This is a genomic window from Bifidobacterium magnum (genome assembly GCF_000741255.1).
GTDB lineage: Bacteria > Actinomycetota > Actinomycetes > Actinomycetales > Bifidobacteriaceae > Bifidobacterium > Bifidobacterium magnum.
In genome coordinates, this window is sequence record NZ_JGZB01000003.1 from 38,615 (window position 1) to 60,941 (window position 22,327).

At 60.0% G+C, this 22,327-nt stretch carries 16 protein-coding genes; 13 read left to right on the top strand and 3 right to left on the bottom strand.

What is annotated here, in order from left to right:
* The 10 genes from BMAGN_RS02195 (at position 1) to acnA (ending at position 14,593) form a co-directional block, all read left to right on the top strand.
* Entirely contained in the window at positions 1-963 is a 963-nt protein-coding gene (locus tag BMAGN_RS02195; RefSeq protein WP_022859079.1) for an ABC transporter permease, read from the top strand.
* A 13-nt stretch (positions 964-976) separates the two neighbouring features.
* Positions 977-3,058: a dipeptide ABC transporter ATP-binding protein gene (locus BMAGN_RS02200; protein WP_022859080.1), complete on the top strand. Its 2,082-nt coding sequence runs from the start codon at positions 977-979 to the stop codon at positions 3,056-3,058.
* 206 nt (positions 3,059-3,264) lie between these two features.
* The gene (locus BMAGN_RS02205) at positions 3,265-4,131 is read left to right on the top strand and encodes an exodeoxyribonuclease III (protein ID WP_026501835.1); all 867 of its coding nucleotides are present in this window, start codon (positions 3,265-3,267) and stop codon (positions 4,129-4,131) included.
* Between the two features lie 125 nt (positions 4,132-4,256).
* Entirely contained in the window at positions 4,257-5,144 is an 888-nt protein-coding gene (locus tag BMAGN_RS02210) for a DUF3710 domain-containing protein (RefSeq protein ID WP_022859082.1), read from the top strand.
* Positions 5,145-5,192: 48 nt separating this feature from the next.
* Positions 5,193-5,912 (top strand): DUF3159 domain-containing protein, encoded by a 720-nt coding sequence (locus BMAGN_RS02215; protein WP_081640838.1) that lies wholly within the window; start codon positions 5,193-5,195, stop codon positions 5,910-5,912.
* Between the two features lie 51 nt (positions 5,913-5,963).
* Positions 5,964-7,265 (top strand): class I SAM-dependent RNA methyltransferase, encoded by a 1,302-nt coding sequence (locus BMAGN_RS02220; protein ID WP_022859084.1) that lies wholly within the window; start codon positions 5,964-5,966, stop codon positions 7,263-7,265.
* A gap of 72 nt (positions 7,266-7,337) precedes the next feature.
* Entirely contained in the window at positions 7,338-8,672 is a 1,335-nt protein-coding gene (locus BMAGN_RS02225) for a DUF2130 domain-containing protein (protein ID WP_022859085.1), read from the top strand.
* A 10-nt stretch (positions 8,673-8,682) separates the two neighbouring features.
* A complete protein-coding gene (locus tag BMAGN_RS02230; protein ID WP_152593238.1) occupies positions 8,683-9,315 on the top strand; it encodes a hypothetical protein in 633 nt (210 codons plus the stop codon).
* Positions 9,316-9,373: 58 nt separating this feature from the next.
* Complete coding sequence (locus BMAGN_RS02235) at positions 9,374-11,851, top strand: HAD-IC family P-type ATPase (protein WP_026501836.1); 2,478 nt, start codon at positions 9,374-9,376, stop codon at positions 11,849-11,851.
* 54 nt (positions 11,852-11,905) lie between these two features.
* Positions 11,906-14,593: an aconitate hydratase AcnA gene (acnA, locus tag BMAGN_RS02240; protein WP_022859088.1), complete on the top strand. Its 2,688-nt coding sequence runs from the start codon at positions 11,906-11,908 to the stop codon at positions 14,591-14,593.
* A gap of 80 nt (positions 14,594-14,673) precedes the next feature.
* Here acnA and BMAGN_RS02245 read toward each other — a convergent pair whose 3' ends face one another.
* Positions 14,674-15,525, bottom strand: coding sequence for a Bax inhibitor-1/YccA family protein (locus BMAGN_RS02245; RefSeq protein ID WP_022859089.1), 852 nt, complete (start codon positions 15,523-15,525; stop codon positions 14,674-14,676).
* Between the two features lie 268 nt (positions 15,526-15,793).
* Here BMAGN_RS02245 and BMAGN_RS02250 point away from each other — a divergent pair, with 268 nt between their 5' ends.
* Positions 15,794-16,819, top strand: coding sequence for an NAD(P)H-dependent amine dehydrogenase family protein (locus tag BMAGN_RS02250; protein ID WP_022859090.1), 1,026 nt, complete (start codon positions 15,794-15,796; stop codon positions 16,817-16,819).
* A gap of 3 nt (positions 16,820-16,822) precedes the next feature.
* Here BMAGN_RS02250 and BMAGN_RS02255 read toward each other — a convergent pair whose 3' ends face one another.
* Positions 16,823-18,898, bottom strand: a complete 2,076-nt coding sequence (locus tag BMAGN_RS02255) for a GmrSD restriction endonuclease domain-containing protein (protein WP_022859091.1) — start codon at positions 18,896-18,898, stop codon at positions 16,823-16,825.
* Positions 18,899-18,977: 79 nt separating this feature from the next.
* The gene (locus BMAGN_RS02260) at positions 18,978-19,727 is read right to left on the bottom strand and encodes a GTP pyrophosphokinase (RefSeq protein ID WP_022859092.1); all 750 of its coding nucleotides are present in this window, start codon (positions 19,725-19,727) and stop codon (positions 18,978-18,980) included.
* Positions 19,728-19,817: 90 nt separating this feature from the next.
* Between BMAGN_RS02260 and miaB the strand changes: the two genes are divergently transcribed.
* Both miaB and miaA read left to right on the top strand, forming a co-directional pair.
* Positions 19,818-21,263, top strand: coding sequence for a tRNA (N6-isopentenyl adenosine(37)-C2)-methylthiotransferase MiaB (miaB, locus tag BMAGN_RS02265; RefSeq protein WP_026501837.1), 1,446 nt, complete (start codon positions 19,818-19,820; stop codon positions 21,261-21,263).
* Entirely contained in the window at positions 21,247-22,248 is a 1,002-nt protein-coding gene (gene miaA / locus BMAGN_RS02270; RefSeq protein ID WP_022859094.1) for a tRNA (adenosine(37)-N6)-dimethylallyltransferase MiaA, read from the top strand. The genes miaB and miaA overlap by 17 nt, the downstream gene beginning before the upstream one ends.
* Positions 22,249-22,327: the final 79 nt, after the last annotated feature.

A 22,327-nucleotide genomic window follows, 5' to 3' on the forward strand; every position in this document is an offset into this window, starting at 1 on the left:
TTGGCACAGAATATTGACTCTGTTAGGACTTTGCCGGGCCAGGAGCGTTACGTGGCGTCCATTGAGGAGACGCCGCTGCTGAAAGTCGATTCCGTCGACGAATCCGCTCCGGCCACGAGCATGTGGGCCGACGCGTGGCGTACGCTGCGCCGTAACCCCTTGTTCATCATTTCCGGCATCTTGATCGTCTTTATCGTGTTTGTGGCTCTGTTCCCGGGCGTGTTCACGCGCGAGAACCCGAACTACTGCACGCTGGAAAACTCGTTGGGCGCCGCTTCCTCCGGCCACCCGTTCGGTTTTGATCTCCAGGGCTGCGACGTGTATGCGCGCGTGGTCTACGGTACGCGCACCTCGCTGAGCGTGGGCATCCTTTCCACGTTGATCGTCGTGTTCTTCGGCTCGCTGGTCGGCGCCATCGCAGGTTTCTGCGGCGGCTGGGTCGACGCGGTGCTGAGCCGTATCGTGGATATCTTCATGGCCATCCCTATGCTGCTGGGCGCCATCGTGGTGCTGCAGATGTTCCGTACTTCGGAATCCATTTGGAAGGTCGTGCTCGTGCTGGCGCTGTTCGGCTGGGTCTCCGTGGCCCGTATCGCGCGAAGCGCCGTGCTGAGTACCAAGAACCTTGAGTTCAACACGGCTTCCACCGCATTGGGCTCCACCCCGATGCGCAACCTGTTCCGCCACATCATCCCGAACTCGCTGGCCCCGATCATCGTGATCGCGACCACGTCGCTCGGTTCCTACATCGTGTCCGAAGCTACGCTGAGCTTCCTTGGTATCGGCCTGCCGACCACCACGGTCAGCTGGGGCGGCGACATCTCCAACGCCCAGTCCCTGCTGCGCACCGATCCGATGGTGCTGTTCTACCCGTCGGTGGCCCTGGCCATTACGGTGCTCGCCTTCATCATGATGGGCGACGCCGTCAAGGATGCCCTCGACCCGAAGAGCCGTACGGCGTGAGTGAGGAGTGGCAATGACTGAATCGAACAATGTAAAGGCGTCGGAAGTGTCTAGCGCATCAACTTCTACCAATAGCCGTATCGCGACCGCGGACCAGCTGCACGAACAGCAGCTCGCCCAAGGCCCGCTGCTGGAGGTCAAGGACCTGCAGGTGGACTTTACGTCCGACACGGGCAAGGCCATCCACGCGGTGACCGACTCCTCCTTCAGCGTGTACCCGGGCCAGTGGGTCGCCATCGTGGGCGAATCCGGTTCCGGCAAGTCCACGTCCGCCATGGCGTGCCTCGGCCTGCTGCCGGGCACGGGCCATGTGGTGGGCGGCTCCATCAAGCTGGACGGCGAGGAAATCTCCGGATGGAAGCCGAAGGAGTTCGTCAAGATCCGCGGTTCCAAGATGGGCCTTGTGCCGCAGGACCCGATGAGCAACTTGAACCCGGTGTGGCGTATCGGCACCCAGGTCAAGGAATCGCTTGTCGCCAACAACATGGACGTTTCCCACGAGAAGCGATCCAAGCTCTCCAAGGCGCTGGCCGACACGAGCGTGCAGCTCAAAGATGAAGGCGATGAAACCTTCATCGGTTCCAAGGAACTGCCGCAGCTGCTCGAGGCCGCCGAAAAGGCGCTGGTGGAAACCGGTTGCGAAGGCGCCAAGCTGGAAAAGGCCATGGCCGACTTCCGTACGGACTGGGTTGCCGGTTCCGAGACGCGTTGGCGTGTGGCCGACGACCTGATGCGTTATGGCGTCAAGGACGACGACGCTTGGTATATCGCCAAGAAGTACGTCACGGGCTCCACCATGGAAGACCGTATCGCGGGCCTGCTGTCCGAAGCCGGCCTGCCGGACGCCGCCACGCGCGCCCGCCAGTTCCCGCACGAGTTCTCTGGCGGCATGCGCCAGCGCGCGCTGATCGCCATCGGTCTGGCATGCCGTCCTGAGCTGCTGATCGCCGACGAACCGACGTCCGCACTGGACGTGACCGTGCAGAAGAAGATCCTCGACCACCTGCGCATGCTCACCGATTCTTTGGGCACCGCCGTGCTGTTCATTACGCACGATTTGGGTCTGGCCGCCGAGCGCGCCCAGCACATCGTCGTGATGTACAAGGGCCGTGTCGTGGAATCCGGCCCGTCGCTGGAAGTGCTGCAGCATCCGCAGCACCCGTACACGAAGCGTCTCGTGGCCGCGGCCCCGTCGCTGGCGTCGCAGCGCATCGTGTCCGTCAAGGAACACGGCGGCGACGCTTCCGCGATCATGGAGCACAAGGTCGATACTGCCAAGCTCGAGGCCAACGACACGATCATCGACGTGGAGCACCTGACCAAGGAATTCAAGCTGCCGCGCCGCAAGGAACTGTTCAAGGCAGTGGACGACGTGAGCTTCAAGCTCAAGCGCGGCACCACGCTGGCGATTGTGGGCGAATCCGGTTCGGGCAAGTCCACCGTGGCCAACATGTGCCTGAAGCTGCTGGAGCCCACGAGCGGCAAGGTGCTTTATGACGGCCAGGACATCGCCAACTTCAAGGGCAAGTCCTTGCTTGACTTCCGCCGCCACGTGCAGCCCGTCTTCCAGAACCCGTACGGTTCGCTTGATCCGATGTACTCGATCTTCCGTTCCATCGAGGAGCCGTTGCATATTCACGGCATTGGCGACAAGAAGAGCCGCGCAGCTCGTGTGCGCGAGCTGCTCGACATGGTGGAACTTCCGGAATCCGTGATGGGCCGCTACCCGAACGAGCTTTCCGGCGGCCAGCGCCAGCGTATCGCCATCGCGCGCGCCATGGCGTTGAACCCTGACGTCATCGTGTGCGACGAGGCCGTGTCCGCACTGGACGTGCTCGTCCAGGACCAGGTGTTGCAGCTGCTGAACGACCTGCAGGCGGAACGTGGTCTGAGCTACCTGTTCATTACGCACGATTTGGCCGTAGTTCGCCAGATCGCGGACGATGTGGTGGTTATGCAGCACGGCAAGCTCGTGGAGCACGGCACCACGGACCAGGTGTTCAACAACCCGCAGAAGCAGTACACCCGCGACCTGCTTGACGCCATTCCTGGCGGCAAGCTGGAGCTCGGCGTGGATCTCGCCGACAAGAAGTGAGCGATCCGCTTACGTAGCGCCGTTTCATACGGACGCATTCTTATGGGAGGACGACAAGTCGTCCTCCTTTTTTATATTCTTATATTTTCATTTTTTATATTGCGGACGTCGTCGTCAGCGAATTTTCAGTACTTCTCTATGGAGCGTGCAGATTCTGTCAGAAAAATCACGGCCGATTGCGCGGTTGCGCTGGTAATGTCGGCAACATGACTATGAGTATCGCAACCGTCAATTTGAACGGAATTCGCGCTTCCCAGCGCAAGGGATTTGAACAGTGGCTCGACGAATACACGCCGGATATTGTGGCGTTGCAGGAAACGCGCGCCCCACAGGACGTACTGGACGACCTGTTCGCCACATACGCGAACGACTACGCGTCGGAAGGCAAAATCGCGTCGGCCGACGACCTGGCCCGCATGGACGAGGTATGCCGCATCAAGGGCCGCGCCGGAGTGGGACTGCTCACGGATTACCAAGTGACGGACAAGCGGTACGGACTGGCGACACTGCCGTCCGACGACGACGTGGACACGGGTCGATGGATCGAAATGGATGTCGTGACGCCCGACAACCACAATCTCACGGTCTGCTGCGTGTACAATCACGCGGGCGATGTGAAATCCCCTGAAAAAATGGCGCAGAAATACCGTTTCCTCGACGCGATGATGGTGAGGTTCGACCAACTGTCCAAGATCGCGGCCGAAGGAGGCAACCAGGCCGTGGTAATGGGCGACTTCAATATTGCGCACACCACGCTCGATTTGAAGGACTGGAAGCGCAACGAGACACACAACGGCTTCCTGCCTGAGGAACGCGCATACATCGACCGCATCATCAACGAATACCATTTCGTGGACGTCACGCGCCGCCTGGCCGGAGACGTGCAGGGACCGTACACGTGGTGGAGCCAGCGCGGACGCGCCTTCGACAACAACGCCGGCTGGCGCATCGACTACCAGTTCGCCACCACGGAATTGGCCGCCACGGCGCAAACGTTCTCCGTGGACAAGTCGGGCACCTATAACACGCGTTGGAGCGACCATGCGCCATTGACAATCACCTATGATTTTTGATCCACTCGCGCGCACGCCCGTTTCCTTGCGAAATCTTGACGAGGGGACGCCAGCGTACCGCGCCTGTTGGTGTTAGTCTGGTGAACGACGTGAATTGCGTACCGCGAATATGAAACGAGGAACTGATGGGACTGTTCGGTTTCGGTAAAAAGAAGAAGCAGCAGCAGGATGAGGCCGGCAACGTAGCCGAGGAAACCCTCGAAACTGCGCACGAAGACGCTCAAGAAACCGCCGATGAATCCGTAGAAAATGAAGCGCTGGCCAAGGCCGGCATGGAAACGATGGACAGTGACGAGCCGTCGGTCAGCATGGAATATGTGGGCCGCGGCGAAATGGTCGGTCCGTGGGATGTGGACGACGAAGCCGCCCCGGACTATGACGAGTACCTGTCGCTTGGCTCGTACTATCTGCCGTTCGTGCCGGGCATGTCGCTGCGCATCAAGGCCAACCGCGCCACGCGCGAAGTGCTGGGCAGCACGATGACGCTGGGGGCCAGCAGCGTGGAAGTGGAAGCGTTCGCCGCGCCCAAGACGTTGGGACTGTGGGACGATGTGCGCGCCGACTTACTGGAAGCCAACCCGCAGGCCAGCGAGCAGCAGGGCAAGTTCGGCACCGAAGTGCTGCTGCCTGTAACCGTCAAAAGCGGCAAAACCGTGATGACACGCATTGTGGGCGTGGACGGCCCGCGCTGGATGCTGCGCGGCATTTTCTCCGGCAACGCCGCCACCGACGAGGACAGCGAAGAAGCCAAGACGCTCAACGAGTTCTTCGCCAACATCGTGGTGGAGCGTGGTGACGCGCCGCTCGCTCCGCGCGACCTGATCCCGATGAGCGCGCCGATGACGCCCAACGAGCGTCGCGAAGCGGCCAAGAACGCCCAAGGCGCACAAGACGTCAACGGTTCCAACCCGTTGAACGATAATGATCCGCTTAAGGGACCGCTGAGCTCCGACCACGAGACGGAAGTGAAAACCACGCTGTCGCGCGGTCCGATGTTCTCCGAACTGCGCTAAGGGGCGCGCGTGGCTCAATCAACTTCCCGGACCGGCAAACGAACCGGTCTGGGCGCGTTGGCAAGCGCGGACAGCGACGACTTTTCCATTATCGACGCCATCGGCGGCCCGCGCGGCGTGGTCGAATCCATGCTGCCGGGCGTCGTATTCGTGGTGATGTTCATCATTACGAGCAACTTGCAGCTGACCGTGCTCGTTTCGGCGCTGTTGGCCGTATTGCAGGTCATCGTGCGCCTGATCCAACGCCAGTCGATTATGGGGGCGCTTTCAGGATTGCTCGCCGTGGCCATCTGCCTGATCTGGGCATGGAAAAGCAACGATGCGCGCAACTATTACATGCTCGGTTTCATTACGAACGGCGCCTATATCGTGGTGTTGCTCGTGTCACTGGCCGTGCATGTGCCGGGACTGGGATTCGTCATCGAATTCATCCGTACGCTTCCCACGGAACACTACCGCCAATGGCTCAACGGCTGGCGGTCGGACAAGCCGCTTATGAAGGCATACACCACAATTACCTGGCTATGGATCGCCCTGTTCGCGCTGCGCCTTGCCGTACAAGTGCCGCTTTATGCGACCGACCAGGTGGGATGGCTCGGTGTTTCGCGCCTGATTATGGGCATCCCGTTCTGGGCGCTCGCCATCTGGGTGTCATTCCTTATTGTGGCCAATCCCATGCATGAGCGTAAGATTCGAATGAAGCAACAGGAATCGCTGCGCGCCGAGTCGGAGCATTCCGGGCATTCGGACCATACGGAGCATGAGTAAACGGCGCCGCCCGCATACGGGCGAGGCCGCAAATATAGGGAGAACTAGGGCATGGACGCAACGGTACGCGTGGAACGGTACGCAGACCAAGGCCGATGTGTAGGACATATTGACGGACGAGTGGTATTTATCCGCTTCGCATTGCCGGGAGAACTGGTGACGGTTTCGTTGGACGAACCGCACAATCGTGACGACCGTTTCTGGACGGGCGAAGTGACCGAAGTACTGGAAGCAAGTCCCGAACGCGTCACGCCGCCATGGCCATTGGCCGGCCCTCTCGCCATGGGCGGCGGTGTCGGAGGCGCCGACCTTATCCATGTGTCGCTTCCGGGCCAGCTCGCTTGGAAGGCGAGCATGGTGGCCGAACAGATGCATAGGCTGGGACACGTGGACGTGGAAGTGCCCGTGGAACGTATGCCGGGCGACGAGGCGCTGGGCGGATTGCACTGGCGTACGCGTATTGAAATGATGGCCGGCGAGGACGGCCTACCGTCCATGCACCGCCGTGGCACGCATGTGCGCGTGCCGCTGACCACGATGCCGTTGGCCACGAACGCGCTGTTGGCCGTGGCCGAGCATACGAAGGTGTGGGAAGGCGGATTCAAGCCGGGGGACCAGATCCGTTGCGCCGTTCCCGAACCGCGTTCCGTGGACGTGTCCACACCACAAACAAGCTCTGAAGAAGCATGGCAAGCCGTAGACGGCAATTACGCGGTACTCGTCAACGGCAAGCTGCACGCCGGCCGCAACAAGCTCACCGAACGCATGAGCGTAGACAACAAGGAATTCACGTATACAGTGGATGCCCGCGGCTTCTGGCAAATGCACCGCATGGCGCCCATGGCGCTGCCGCAGCATGTGATGGGACTCGTCCACGAAGTGCTGCAGGGCAAGCCGCAGGCGACCGTATGGGATTTGTACTCGGGCTCGGGCCTGTTCACGTTGCCGCTGGCCACACTTGCGGCGCCGTCCACGCGCGTACTGAGCGTGGAAGGATCCAAACTGGCCGTTTCCAGCGCCCACACGAACATTCGTGAAGCGGGACTGCGCGACGTCATTGACGCACGTTGCGGAGACGTGGCCAAGACGTTGTCGCGTGACGTGCCGCGCGCACTGGGCCGCCCCGACGTGGTGGTGCTCGATCCGCCGCGTGCAGGCGCCAAGGCCAAGGTGTGCCAGCAGATCGCCCAGTCCGGCGCTCCCGCCGTCATCTATATCGCCTGCGACGCCACAAGCCTAGCGCGCGACACGGCCACGCTTACCAAGCTCGGCCATTCGCTCGCCGACATTCGCGCATTCGACATTTACCCGATGACGCACCATGTGGAAACGGTGGCGCTGTTCCGCAAGTAAGCGACGGCGAAAAGATCGTGCACACCGTGGCAAGCGGACGTACAATACGGACATTTGATGAGGGGAGTAGATATGGCCAACCATGAAATCCGTTGTCCGCACTGCGACACGGTGTTCACGATCGACGAAGCCGGATACGAACAGATCGCGCAGCAGGTACGCGGCAAGGAATTTGACCGCGAACTCAAGTCGCGCGAACAGATCCTCAAGGATAACAACCGCAAGGAAATGGAGCTCGCGCAAGCCAAGGCGGACAGCGAATTGCGGCAAATGGAGTCCAATAAGGACGCCCAAATCGCCGAGCTCAAGGCGCAGTTCGAATCCCAATTGCAGCAGGCCAATGCGCAAAAGGATGCCGAAATCGCTCGCCTTACCATGCAACTCGAGACTGCCGACCAGAAGCGCGACCTGGACGTGATCAAGGCCGTCACCGACATTGAACGCGAACGTGACGAACTGAAAAACTCGCTCGACAAGGCGCAGCTGGAAACCGATCTGGAACGCAAGTCGATGAAGGAACGCTACGAACTGCAATTGCGCGACCGTGACGAGACGATCGAACGACTCAAAGACCTCAAAACGCGCCTGTCGACCAAAATGGTGGGCGAGACGCTTGAACAGCATTGCCAGACCCAATTCAACTCGATGCGCATGGGCATGTTCCCGAACGCCTATTTCGAGAAAGACAATGACGCGCGCACGGGCAGCAAAGGCGACTTCATTTTCCGCGACTATGACAAGCCCGCGAACGAAGAGGACCGCACGGAAATCATTTCGATCATGTTCGAAATGAAAAACCAGAACGAAACCACGGCCACCAAGCACAAGAACGAGGACTTCTTCAAGGAACTCGACAAGGACCGCAAAGAGAAGGGCTGCGAATACGCGGTGCTCGTCTCGATGCTCGAAGAAGACAGTGAACTGTACAACTGCGGTATTGTGGACGTTTCCTATCGGTATCCGAAGATGTATGTGATCCGTCCGCAGTTCTTCATCCAAATGATCACACTGCTGCGCAACGCCGCAGTCAACTCGCTACAATACAAGCTCGAGTTGGAACAGATGCGTACGCAGAACATCGACATCACGAATTTTGAAGACAAGCTCAACGAATTCAAGGAAGGGTTCGAACGCAATTACGATCTCGCGTCACGCAAATTCCAAACGGTGATCGACGAAATCGACAAGTCGATCGACCATTTGCAGAAAACAAAACAGGCACTGCTTGGTTCCCAAAACAACCTGCGGCTTGCGAACAACAAAGTGCAGGACGTGACCGTGCGCCGGCTCACCTACAAGAATCCGACGATGCAGGAGAAATTCCGTGAAGCGCGCGAGGCGAAGGCGCAGCTTGAAGCGGATGGTACGCGCGAGCAGGCGACCGGCGAAGCGTCCGCGGAACAGTAAGCCGCGCGCGATGAACAACGGTATGGACGGCAGCATGAAGGGCGGGGGCGCGAACCGTCGCGTGCGGAACAAGATACAGCGGTGCGTGCGGGCGCTCGCCGCCATGCTGTTGGCCGCCGCATATGCAATAGGCGCCGCTGCATGCGCCCCTCATGACGCCGCGGTAGGGGACACGCAGAAAACGGCCGCGGCGATCGCCCATGATTATGTGCAAGGCGACCGCATTACCGTGGGTATTGTGGGATCTTCCCAGGAATCGGCTCCAACCCTGGCCATGCTCAAAGCGCTGGACTCCCATAACATGGTGGGACTATATATGGGAGGCTCCGATTCGGACGACTCCCGAACAGGTGCCGTGGCGGATCTCGTGCATCGGCGCGCACATCTGGTACTGATCGACGGATTTACCAAACAGCAGGCCGCGAGCGCCGCATGGACGGCGGCATTGCAGAACGCGCGCGACGCCGGCGTGGCCGTGGCGTTCATCAATGCCGAAGCGCTGCCCGCCGATCCCGTGCTGTATGCAGCATCCATTACGGTTCCCGGCCACAACATGGACAGCGCGTCTTTCGCGAGCGCGGTGGACGCCATTGTGCGCGATGAACCGCACGCCAAGCACATCACCGTTGCGTCTCATACTTGATCTCAAGCTTATTGAACAATTTTCATATGTGCGCGTCCCGTAGGTTAGGGTGGAAACCATGAATGCTGCCGTAACGCTTCCTGACGTTTCCGAATCCGGGCTCACCGCAGAGCAGGTGCAAGAGCGCGTACACCAGGGACAGACCAACGAGGTGAATGACAAGCCGTCGCGCTCATTGGCGTCCATTATCCGCTCCAACGTCTTCACGCTGTTCAACGGCATCATTATCACGGCCATGATTTTCGTACTGCTGGCCGGTTCGTGGAAAGACGCCGTATTCGGCTTCGTGATCATTATCAACACGGGTATCGGCATCGCCACGGAGTTGAAAGCGAAGCACGCGCTCGACAAACTTTCCATTTTGGTAGCGTCCGACTATGTGGTGCGCCGCGGCGGCAAGAATGTGGATGTGCCCGGCGAACGGATTGTGCTCGGTGACACGTTGTGGCTGGGGTCAGGCGAACAGGTGCCCGCGGACGGCGTTATTGTACAGACTTGGGGGCTCGAGCTTGACGAGTCGATGATTACGGGCGAATCGCGTACCGTGCGCAAAAAGGCCGGTGACACGGTATTTTCAGGTTCCACCGTTACGGCCGGCGTGGCGCTCGTTACGGTAAGCGCGGTGGGGGATCACAGTTATGCGGCCACGTTGACGGCGCAGGCGAAAGTCTATAAAAAGACGGTGTCCGACTTGAACCACGGCATCAACACGATCCTTAAATTCATGACCGTGCTCGTGGTGCCGCTGTGCATTCTGCTGATCTGTACGCAAATGGGTACGGTGGGTGGCTGGTCCGAGGCGATCGCTACCGGTTCGTGGCGCCATGCCGTGGTCTCGTCGGTCGCGGGCGTGGTGGGCATGATTCCCGAAGGTCTCGTGCTGCTCACCTCGCTGAATTTTGCGCTGGCCGCCATCCGTTTGGCGCGCCACAACACGCTTGTGCAGAATCTTGATTCCGTGGAGACGCTGGCGCGCGTGGACGCGTTGAATCTTGACAAGACGGGAACGATTACCGACGGCGGCATCCAGCTGGACCGTGTGGCGCCCGTCGAAGGCGCCCGCGCGAGCGACAGCGATATTCGCCAAGCGCTATTCGACCTGGCCAACGAACAGCAGCCCAACGCCACGGGCCGCGCCGTTCTGGAAGCGTTGGGCGCCGACCATGTGAGCGTGGGCGACGTGCGTACGCGCGTTCCGTTCTCGAGCTCGCGCAAATGGAGCGCCGTGGCATACGACGATTCACGCTGGTATCTGGGTGCTCCCGAAGTGCTGTTGGCCGCGCTTGACGGCGATTACCATGATGTGGCGGCGCAAGTGGAACAGTATGCGGCGCAAGGCAACCGCGTGCTGCTGATGGTGTGCGACGCGCATGCGGCGCCCCAAGATTTCGCCACGAATCCGGGCCTGGACGCGCAAGCGCTGCCCATGGCCGTGGTGTTGTGCAGCGAGCGCATCCGCTCCGACGCCGAATCCACATTGGCATGGTTCCGCGAGCAGGGCGTGCGCTGCCGCGTGATTTCCGGCGACAATCCGGCCACGGTACGCGCCATCGCTTCCAAGGTGCGTTTGACAGGGGATCGGGAGCCGCGCGCCATGGACGCGCGCGAACTGCCGTCCGACATTAACCAGCTCGCGCAAGTGCTTGAGGACGTGGATGTGCTCGGCCGCGTGCTGCCTGAACAGAAAAAGGCCATTGTGCAGGCCTTGCACGCCAAGCATCATGTGGTGGCCATGACGGGCGACGGCGTCAATGACGCGCTTGCCTTGAAAGAGGCGGACCTGGGCATCGCCATGGGCAACGCCGCTCCCGCCACGAAGGCCGTGGCCGAAGTGGTGCTCGTGGATTCCAAATTCTCGCATCTGCCCACCGTGGTGGCCCGCGGACGCCAGGTGATGGCGAACATGGAACGTGTGGCCAGCCTGTTCCTCGTCAAAACCGTATATTCGGCGCTTATTTCCTTCGGCGTGGTGCTGACAGCCATCCCGTACCCGTATTTGCCGCGCCATATTACCTATATCGGCGCGCTGACAATTGGCGCTCCCGCGTTCATTCTGGCGCTCGCGCCCAATACGCGCCGCTATATTCCGGGATTCTTGACGCGCGTGTTCCAGTTCGCGCTGCCGTGCGGCGCGGGTATCGCGCTTGCCGTGCTCATGACCGCATGGTTCATTCCCGCACAAATGCATTGGCATGTGGATTCGTCGGCCGCCGACCTTACGCAGCTGCGGTCCATTTGCGCCATGATGCTGTTCATTTTGAGCATTGTGGTGCTGGCCCGTGTGGCGCGTCCGCTCAATTCGTGGCGCGGCCTGCTCGTGCTCGCGTTCGCCGCCGTCGGCGTGACCGGCGCGTGCATCCCGTTTGTCGCGCATTTCTTCGCGCTCGTCATTCCCACGGGCTCGCTGATGTGGACGGCGCTTATCGCGCTTGGCTATGGCGTGGTGATTTTCACGCTGTGCCTGCTCGTGGTACCGCGCCTGTTCCCCTACGGCATGCGTCTCGTCTCACGATGGCGGTCCGTAAAGAAACGGTAACAAAGAACTTTATACAGTAGCCCCGCACTGGTGCGCTCGTGGAAGGAGCTTTCTGTGTATGATGTGCTTTCCGTTGCAGGAAACGACTACGCGTATGTCAATATCGCAAATCTTGAAGGCATAGACCATCTGCCGTTTTCCTTGCGTATTCTTGTGGAAAATCTGGTCCGCAACATGGACGGCCGCAATATTACGCAAGAGCAGGTGCGTGACTTGCTGAACTGGGATCCGGCGGCCGATCCCAACCATGAGATCCAGTTCACGCCCTCGCGCGTGGTCATGCAGGATTTCACGGGCGTGCCCTGCATCGTCGATTTGGCGACGATGCGCGACGCGGTACGCAATTTGGGAGGAGATCCGGCCGTTATCAATCCGCAAGTCCAGTCGGACATGATTATCGACCATTCCGTACAGATTGATTCGTACGCCGTTCCGGACGCCGTGGAACGCAATATGGAACGCGAATACGAGCGCAACGCGGAACGCTACCAGTTCTTGCGCTGGGGCCAGCAGGCGTTCGAAAACTTCCGTGTGGTGCCGCCCGGAACCGGCATCATCCATCAGGTCAACATTGAATACTTGGCGCAAGTCGTCATGAGCAAGGCTCTGGACGACGGCCGCACGCTCGCATACTTGGACTCGTGCGTGGGCACGGATTCGCACACCACCACAGTCAACGGCCTCGGTGTGCTCGGATGGGGCGTGGGCGGCATCGAGGCGGAAGCCGCCATGCTCGGCCAGCCGATTTCCATGCTTGTGCCGCGCGTGGTGGGATTCAAGCTCACGGGCTCCATCCAGGAAGGCGTGACGGCCACCGATGTGGTGCTCACTATTACTGACATGCTGCGCCGCCACGGCGTGGTAGGAAAGTTCGTGGAATTCTTCGGCGAAGGCATCGCGCAAATCCCGCTGGCCAACCGCGCCACGATCGGCAACATGAGCCCCGAATTCGGTTCCACCTGCGGACTGTTCCCGATCGACGAGATTACGCTCGACTATCTGCGCCTGACAGGACGCAGCGACGAGCATGTGGCGCTCGTGGAAGCCTACGCCAAGGCGAACAAGCTGTGGCATGATCCGGCCGATCCCGATTACTGCGAACCGCAATACTCCGAATATCTCGAACTCGACCTGTCCACCGTCGTGCCGTCCATCGCCGGCCCCAAGAGGCCGCAGGACCGCATTGAACTGGCCGCGTCCAAGCGCACATTCGAACAGACGCTGCCCGAATACTTGGGCGACGACACCACGCTCGACCCCGTAGCCGTATCCACCGATTTCCGCGGCGACTTCGAAATCACGAACGGTGCGGTGGCCATCGCGTCGATCACGTCATGCACGAACACGTCGAACCCGTCGGTCATGATGGCGGCCGGACTTATCGCGCGCAACGCGGTACGCAAGGGACTCGCGCCCAAACAGTGGGTCAAGACGTCGCTGGCGCCGGGCTCCCAGGTCGTGGCCGACTATTTGCGCCGTTCGGGCCTGCAGGAGGATCTCGACGCGCTCGGATTCAACGTGGTGGGATTCGGATGCGCCACCTGCATCGGCAACTCCGGACCGCTGCTGCCGGAAATCTCGCGTGCCATCAACGCCAACGATCTGGCCGTAACGGCCGTACTGTCCGGAAACCGCAATTTTGAAGGACGCATCAGTCCCGACGTCAAAATGAACTATTTGGCGTCGCCGCCGCTCGTGGTCGCCTATGCGCTCGCCGGCACGATGGATTTCGATTTCGCCACCCAGCCCCTGGGCAAGGACCGTGACGGCAACGACGTGTTCCTTGCGAACATTTGGCCGACCAATGAGCAGGTCGCGAACATGGTGGACGAATTCGTGGACCGTGACATGTATGTGGACGATTACGCCTCCGTGTTCCAGGGCGACGCGCATTGGAACGGATTGGATGTGCCGCAGGGCGAACTGTTCGACTGGGACGAGAATTCCACGTATGTGCGCCGCCAGATCTTCTTCGACGGCATGACGCACGAACCGCAGCCCGTCCAGGACATTGAAGGCGCGCGCGTGCTGGCGTTGCTTGGGGACTCGGTGACTACCGACCATATTTCCCCGGCCGGCGCGTTCAAGGCGACCAGCCCCGCGGGCAAGTACCTGACCGATCGCGGCGTGGCCGTCAAGGATTTCAACTCCTACGGTTCGCGCCGAGGCAACCATGAAGTGATGATGCGCGGCACGTTCGGCAACATCCGCCTGCGCAACATGCTGTTCGACTCGGTGGGCGAGGACATGATCCACGGCGGATTCACCTATGATTTCCTGCGCATGGAGCCGAGCACGATTTTTGAGGCCTCCCAAAACTATCAGGCGCACGACGTGCCGCTTGTGGTGTTGGCCGGCAAGGAATACGGCACGGGATCCTCGCGCGACTGGGCCGCCAAAGGCACCATGATGCTGGGCGTACAGGCCGTGATCGCCGAAAGTTTTGAACGCATCCACCGCTCCAACTTGATCGGCATGGGCGTGCTGCCGTTGCAATTCCCCGAGGGGGAAAGCGCCGAGTCGCTTGGCCTGCACGGCACGGAACTGTATTCGATCACGGGTATCACGGCGTTGAACGATGGTGAAACGCCAGCCACCGTACATGTGTCCGCAACCCACCAGGACGGCTCGCGCACGGAATTCGAAGCCGTGGTGCGCATCGATACGCCGGGCGAAGCGGAATACTACCGCAACGGCGGCATCCTGCAATACGTGCTGCGCAATCTGATGCGCAGGCGCTGACCACCTCTGCCAGTGGAATAGGAAAAGGCCTCCTTGCGGAGGCCTTTTCCTATAGATGCGTATGTCCTGGCAAGCGGCGACTAGTCGCGGCTCAGTCCGAACAGCTGAAGAATGTACAGGAACATGTTCACGAAGTCCAGGTACAGGTTCAGCGCGCACAGGATGGAAATCTTCTTGATCATTTCCGGACCCTGCGAAGCGTACTGGGCGAAGATGGCGCGCGTGAACTGCGCGTCATAGATCGTCATGCCCGCGAACAGGATCAGACCGAGCGCCGAGATGACCATAAGTGCCGTCTGGCCCGGGAAGAAGAGCATGATGATGACTTCAGCGATGATCAGCACCACCAGCGCGATAAGCAGGATCGGGCCGGCCTTGAGCATATTGCCCTTCGTGGTCAGGCCGAACATGGTCAGCGCGAAGAAGAATCCCGCGCACAAGGCCAGCGAAATGCCGATCGTCGTCAAATCGAAGGCGCCGAAAATGGTGCTGAGCGTTACGCCCATCAGCGCCGCGTAAATGTAGAACATGGCGCGGGCCGTTCCCGTGGACATCTTCATGACGCGGGCGCCCAACGCAATGGCGAGCACAATCTGGATGATGGCCAGAATCCACATGCCCATGCCGCCCGTAGCCACAAGAAAACGCATGTACAGGCCGCTCATCTGCGTGACAATGGCCACTACGGCCGTAAGCAGCAGACCGATCGTCATCTCGCCATAGGCGCGCGTCATGGAAACGTGCTGGGCGCGTTCATAGCTGTAGGTGGCCTGCGTATTGATGGCGGCGCCGTTGGGACCCATATGGTACTGCGGGTTGTACGGGCTGCCATACGGCTGCTGGTTGTGGTTTTGATAATATCCTTGCGGTTGCTGGCCGTTGCCGGCATTCCCGTTATTGGGGCCTCCCCAAGGTTGCTGACCAAACGACATGGTGTATTCCTTCATACAATCGGCCGGATTTCGGCCTCACTAATACGATTCAACAATCTCTCATGTGGCACTATTCCAAATAAGGCTGGGAATTGGCTTAAGAAGTCCAGATAATGCGTACGGTCCAGCATATGGAAGAGATGCGCCCAAAATTCGTTGTGGGGTATTGATTCCCTTGACAGGCCCAAGATACGCTCAATGCGGACCGTCGGAGTGTGAAGGGTTCTGGCGGTATCGATTTATTCCACCCCGCAAAGGAGCAAGGTAGATGGAACCAATCAAAGCAATCCAGTTTGGCTGCGGCAAGATGGCCAAATACACGATTCGCTACATGCACAGCAAGGGCATTCAGATTGTGGGAGCCATTGATGTGGATCCAGCCATCGTGGGCATGGACGTGGGCGAGTATGCGGGCATTGGTCCGTTGAACGTGCCCATTAGCGCCAACGTGGACGCGGTGCTTGACGAGTGCGACGCCGACATCGCCGTAGTCACGCTGTTTAGCTTCATGGACGACATCGAAGCCATGTGCGAAGCATGCCTAAGCCGCGGCATCAACGTGATCACCACGTGCGAAGAGGCGATTTACCCGTGGACCACGAATCCCGCGGTCACCAACCGTCTCGACCGCATCGCCAAGGAACACGGCGCCACCATGGTCGGCTCGGGAATGCAGGACATTTTCTGGATCAACATGGTCGCGCAGGTGGCCGGCGGCGCCGCGAACATCAACAAGATCACGGGCGCCGTAAGCTACAACGTGGAAGACTACGGACTGGCGCTCGCCAAGGCGCACGGTGTGGGATTGTCCCCGGAGGAATTCGAGGAACAGCTCGCCCATCCGGAGACGGTAGTGCCGAGCTACGTGTGGAATTCCAATGAATCGTTGGCGCAGAAGCTGGGATTGACGATCATGTCCCAGTCCCAGCAATCCGTGCCGTATTTCCTGGACACCGACGTGTACAGCGAAACGATGGGCGCCACGATTCCCGCGGGAACATGCGTGGGCATGTCGGCCGTGGTCACCACAAGGACGCATCAGGGCGTGACGCTCGAAACGGCTTGCATCGGCAAGGTGTACGGACCTGATGACGGCGACATGTGCGACTGGAAGATCGAAGGCGAACCGGACATCGAATTCCACGTGGTCAAGCCGGCCACGGTGGAACTGACTTGCGGCACGATCGTCAACCGCATTCCGGACGTGATCAACGCCCCGGCCGGATACGTGACCGTCGACCAGCTCGGCGAGTGCACCTACGAGGCGTACCCGGCTTCCATGTATGTGGAGTGACGTCTAGCGAACCTGTTCGCGGTATTTCTTCCAAATGGCGCCGAGCGACTCTCCGTCGCTCGTGCGCTTCCATACATTCAGGCCGCCGCTGGCGCCCGTACCGTTGGTTACGGCGCGCGCGGCCGCGGTCGGCGTGGCGACTTCGCGTCCGTCGGGAAGCCGCAATCCTTGCGCCGTCACCGTAATCTCCCAACGCTCGCGCTTGCGCGGGCGTTCCCATACCAGCGTTTCGCCCACGGCCAGCAGCCCGGCGTTCACCACTTCCCGCACGCTCACATGACGCGAATTCGGTCGCGCCTTGTGCGACGTGGACCGGCGCAGCGTCTCGTCGGATACCAGCGTCAGATCCACATGGTGCTCGTCATAGCGCAAGTTCCAAGCCTGGGCGATCAACGTGACGGTTTCCTGCTGTCGGCGTTCCAACGCTTCAGGCGTCAATTGCGCCAAATCTTCAAGCTGCGCGGTCAGCGGGAAGCGCCGCGAAGTGGGATCGGCCAATATTCTGGCGCGCCTCGCCTGGAAATCTTCAAGCGGCTCCACCGTTTTGGCGCCCGCTTGCGTCAGCGTGAGATTGCCGATGCGTTCGCTCCAAAAATCGCAGATGTCCGCGGGCCATGAGGCGAAGGTGGAATGTTTGGAAATATGTTCGGGCAGAATATGTACGGTATTCAGGCTGCGCGGACGCGTAATGGGGCGCCCCGTGAGCTGTTCATTGGCGCGGATAAGCAGCACGCGTTTCATATCGTCGTTCATCGTCAATTCGCCGCGCAGGCGCATCATGGCCACACGCTGGTCGTGCGCGGAAACCAAGAATCCCGTAACACGTTGAACCGCCAGTCCGTTGCGCAAATCGCGCACGGCCTTGCTCATGGCCGTACGCCGCTCCAAGGTACTTACCGAATTGAGCGCAAATACGCCCGTCACACGGTCAAGCGCCGTCAAGATTTCCTCAAGGCGCGGAATATCGTGCACGAGGGGAGCGGTATTGCCGTTCCCCAACAAACTCACATCCGGATCCTTGATATTGGATACGGAATGCACGATCGCCCACATCGCCACGGGGCGCCAGTCATGCACGGGATAGTCGTGGAACTTGGCCAGACCATGCTGGATAGAATCAGGGAATACGGAACGCGACGCATGGTCGATGACGTTCCAAGCTGACGCATACGGGCGCAATATGCGGTCGATGAATTCAGTACCGCGGTCGCCTTGGAAATACGGGGCGAGCACGGACTGGGAAAAGTCGTTGAGCAGCTGCTCGCACACCGGTTTGCCCGTAATGACCAGGTACAGGTCGGTAAAGAAATGCTCGATTTTCGTGGCGTCGTCGCCGAAGGGTTCCATGATGGCGTCCCAGAATTGCGCGTACGCGTCGCGCAACGACGAGGGGATGTGGGCTACGGTTTTCGCCTTGAACACGTCCGAGGCCGTAAGCGGCAGGCCACGCATGTTCATGACGTCGAAAATGCGGTACGCGCCGGCAATATCGTCCGTGATGACAATCACGAGCATGATGTGGTTGACAAGGAATTTCAAGAACTCGTGGCGCTCGTCATTGTTCATCTGTCCCAGCTGATCGTAAGCGTAGCGCGTGTTGCTCACGATATTTTTCTGGGCCTGCGTCTCGCACTCTTGCTCACGCAAGTCGAATAACGATTCCAAATTGCCGCTTTGTACATGCTCGCGGAAAAATTGGGCGTCCTGATCGCGCAGTTTCAGGCGCGGTTCGGGTTCGATGCCGCGCAATTTGTCGCCGGGTTCCATAATGAGTTCGTGCAGTTTGTCGCCATATCCGTGGTCGTTTTCCAAATCGAGCAGTACAGCGAACAAAATGGTGAGCGACACGAGACGCTGCTGTCCGTCGATCACATCGTATTTGGATCCGCCATTGTGCACGAGAATAAGGGAGCCGAGAAAATACGGCTCGCCATTGCGGCACGCGTCGACAATATCGTCGATCAACTGGGCCATCTGTTCACGTTTCCACTGGTACGCCCGCTGGAACGGCGGGACCGTGAACCGGAAATCCGACGTGAACGTTTTCGACAACGCTTGTTCTTTCGCACTGATGGCCATACCAAATCCTTATATATTTATATTGTTCGCGGCGCGCGCCGCATCCCCCTCTATTCCCCGACAATAGCGCTTGGATCGCTCAACGGCTCACATGTTCGTGCGGAGCTTCCACCACTTGCGGAGCGCCGTTGATGTCACGGTGGATCGTCTGCATCTGCGTCTCCACATTTTGCAGGGAGCGCGCACAATCGAGCAGCGTCTGGGCATGCTCGGTGTATTTCGTGTCGGGAAGGTCGGCTTTGTAGCGCAACGCGTGCTCGAGGCTCGCCCAATAGTCCATGGCGATCGTGCGGAACTGTACTTCCACGGGCGTGTAGTGGGCGCCCGAAGACAGGAACACGGGCACGGCGTAAATGACATGCAACGAACGGTAGCCGTTCTGCTTGGGATTCTTGATATAGTCCTTGACCTGCAGCACTTGGATGTCCGATTGCGTGGACAGGTAGTTGGACACCGAATACACGTCGTCACGGTAGTTGCAGATCACGCGGATGCCCGCAATGTCGAACAGGTTGTCGCGGATCGAATTGATCGTCACGGGCAGTCCTCGGCGCTGCAGCTTTTCGAGAATGGAGTCCACGGACTTGAGCCTGCGCTCCATATGGTGAATCGGATTATGGGAAAAGCGCACTTGGAACTCGGAATCGAGAATCTCCAGTTTGGTGCTCAATTCATACATGGCACCCTCGTAGACCTGCATCTGGTTGATGAATTCCGACATTTGGCCCATGGGTGACGAAGGGTCGTCATCCTCCAGCTGTCCAGAGATTTTGCCAAGCCGAGCGCGCAGTTCGGCGCTGTTAATGCGGTTCTGTCGATCGAGTATCACTCTTTCATTGTACGCAAAGCGAGATGAAAAGGATCTGGACACTCGCTGCAAAGATGTCGAACATCTCAACGCGCCGCTACGATGGGCGCTATGGATGAAGAGATGATGACCAGGCAGGAGCGCGCCGTCGCTCCCGAACAGGGCGCTTCCGCCGATCGCGGCAAGGGCCTGTTCTACGTGCATACGCTGGGATGCCAGATGAATGTGCACGATTCCGAACGTATCGCCGGTGTACTGGAAGCCGACGGATATGTGCCCGCCACCGAAGAACAATTCCTTGACAAAGATGTTGACGTGATTGTCATGAATACGTGCGCAGTGCGCGAAAACGCCGCCGAACGCATGTACGGAACCATTGGCTTGTGGGCCAAGATGAAGCGCGAACGCCCGAACCTGCAAATCGCGATCGGCGGCTGCATGGCGCAGCTCGACCGCCAGAAAATCGTGAAGAAGACGCCATGGGTGGACGCCGTATTCGGTACGAAGAATATTGAGGATCTGCCCCAGCTGTTGGATCAGGCGCGCGTCACGGGCACGCCGCAAGTGGAAGTGCACAACGATTTCGGCATGTTCCCGTCCGACCTCCCGGTGGACCGCGGCGCCCGCGTCACGAGCTGGGTCGCCATTTCCATGGGCTGCAACAATACGTGCACGTTCTGCATCGTGCCGACCACGCGCGGCAAAGAGCATGATCGTCGTCCGGGCGACATTCTCGCGGAAATCCAGCGTTGTGTGGAGGGTGGAGCCAAGGAAGTGACATTGCTCGGCCAGAACGTGAACTCGTTCGGCTACGGCATGGGCGACCGTTACGCGTTCTCCAAGCTGCTGCGCGCCTGCGGCACGATTGAAGGGCTGGAACGTGTACGGTTCACGTCGCCCCACCCGGCCGCTTTCACGGACGACGTGATCGCAGCCATGGCGGAAACGCCCAATGTGATGCACCAGCTGCACTTCCCGCTGCAGTCCGGTTCCGACAGGATCCTGCGCGCCATGCGCCGCTCCTACCGTACGGAAAAGTTCATGACGATTCTCGGCAAGATCCGCGAAGCCATGCCCGACGCGCAGATCTCCACCGACATCATTGTCGGCTTCCCGGGGGAGACCGAAGAAGACTTCCAGCAGACGCTTGACATTGTGCGCAAGGCGCGCTTCTCGTCCGCATTCACGTTCATCTATTCGCCGCGTCCCGGAACGCCGGCCGCTGAAATGGAACAGGTGCCCCACGATGTGGCCCAGGACCGTCTCGAGCGTCTCGTCGCGCTGCAGGAACAGATCACGGCCGAGGAATTGCAACGCTTTGAAGGCCGCGATGTGGAGGTGCTGATCACGGGGAGCGCGGGTAAAAAGGACGCCGACACGCACCGTTACACGGGCCGCGAGCGCACGGGACAGCTCGTGCATATCGGCGTTCCCGAGGGATTCGAAGCGCCACAGATCGGTGACGTGGTCACGGCCACGGTCACGCACGCCGGACGCCACAACCTGATCGCCGACCCGAATCCGGCCGAGGGACAAACCTATGAGCTTCGACACTGAAGCCAGGCGCGTGGTCTCCATAGTGGGGCCCACCGCGTCGGGAAAAACAGGACTCGGTATCGCCATCGCGCGTGAGCTGGCCAAACGCGGCGAGCGCGCGGAAATCGTGAATGCCGACGCCTACCAGATGTACCGCGGCATGGATATCGGCACGGCCAAGGCCAACGCCGAGGAGCAGGCCGCGGTTCCTCACCATCTGCTCGACATTATCGAGCCGACCGACACGATGACTGTCGCGCGTTTCCAGACGTTGGCGCGCGACGCCATCGCGCGGTTGCAGGAGCAGGGCATTCGCCCCATTCTGGTGGGCGGATCCGGCCTGTATGCGCGCGCGGCGATTGACGACATTTCGTTCCCGGGAACCGATCCCGCGATTCGCGAACGGTTGGAACAGCGCGCCGAGCGGGAAGGCGGCGACGTGCTGTTCGCCGAACTGCAGGAACGCGACCCCGAGGCCGCATCCCACATGGACCGCCACAATGTGCGCAGAACCGTACGCGCGCTTGAAGTGATCGAGTTGACGGGCCAGCCGTTCTCGTCCACGTTACCGCGCTACCGGTATGTGATTCCGAGCGTGCAAATAGGCCTTGACCTGGCCAGGGAAGACCTCGACGAACGCGTGGCCGAGCGCGCACGGCAAATGTTTGACGACGGTTTTGTGGACGAGGTGCGTGCGGTGCGCCCGCAGTTGGGGTCCACGGCCGCGCGTGCGCTGGGCTATCAGCAGGTGATCGACTATTTGGACGGATTGACGAGCCTCGAGGAGGCGCAGGCGTTGGTCGCGCAGAAAACGCGCCGGCTCGCGCGCAAGCAGATGGGCTGGTTTGGCAGGGATCCGCGCATCCATTGGCTCTCGGCGCTTCATCCGCAGCTCGTGGACAATGCCATGGCCGTGATTGACCATGCCGACCGCGGCGATTATGACGCGATCGATGCGCACGCCGACGAGTATGTGCAGCACCATTTGGGGCAGGTGCACCAGTAAAACCGGGCTGGCTTCGCGCGGCGGATGCAAGAAAGATAAGAAAGATGCGGTACTTTCGTCTGACAAATCGGTAGAATTT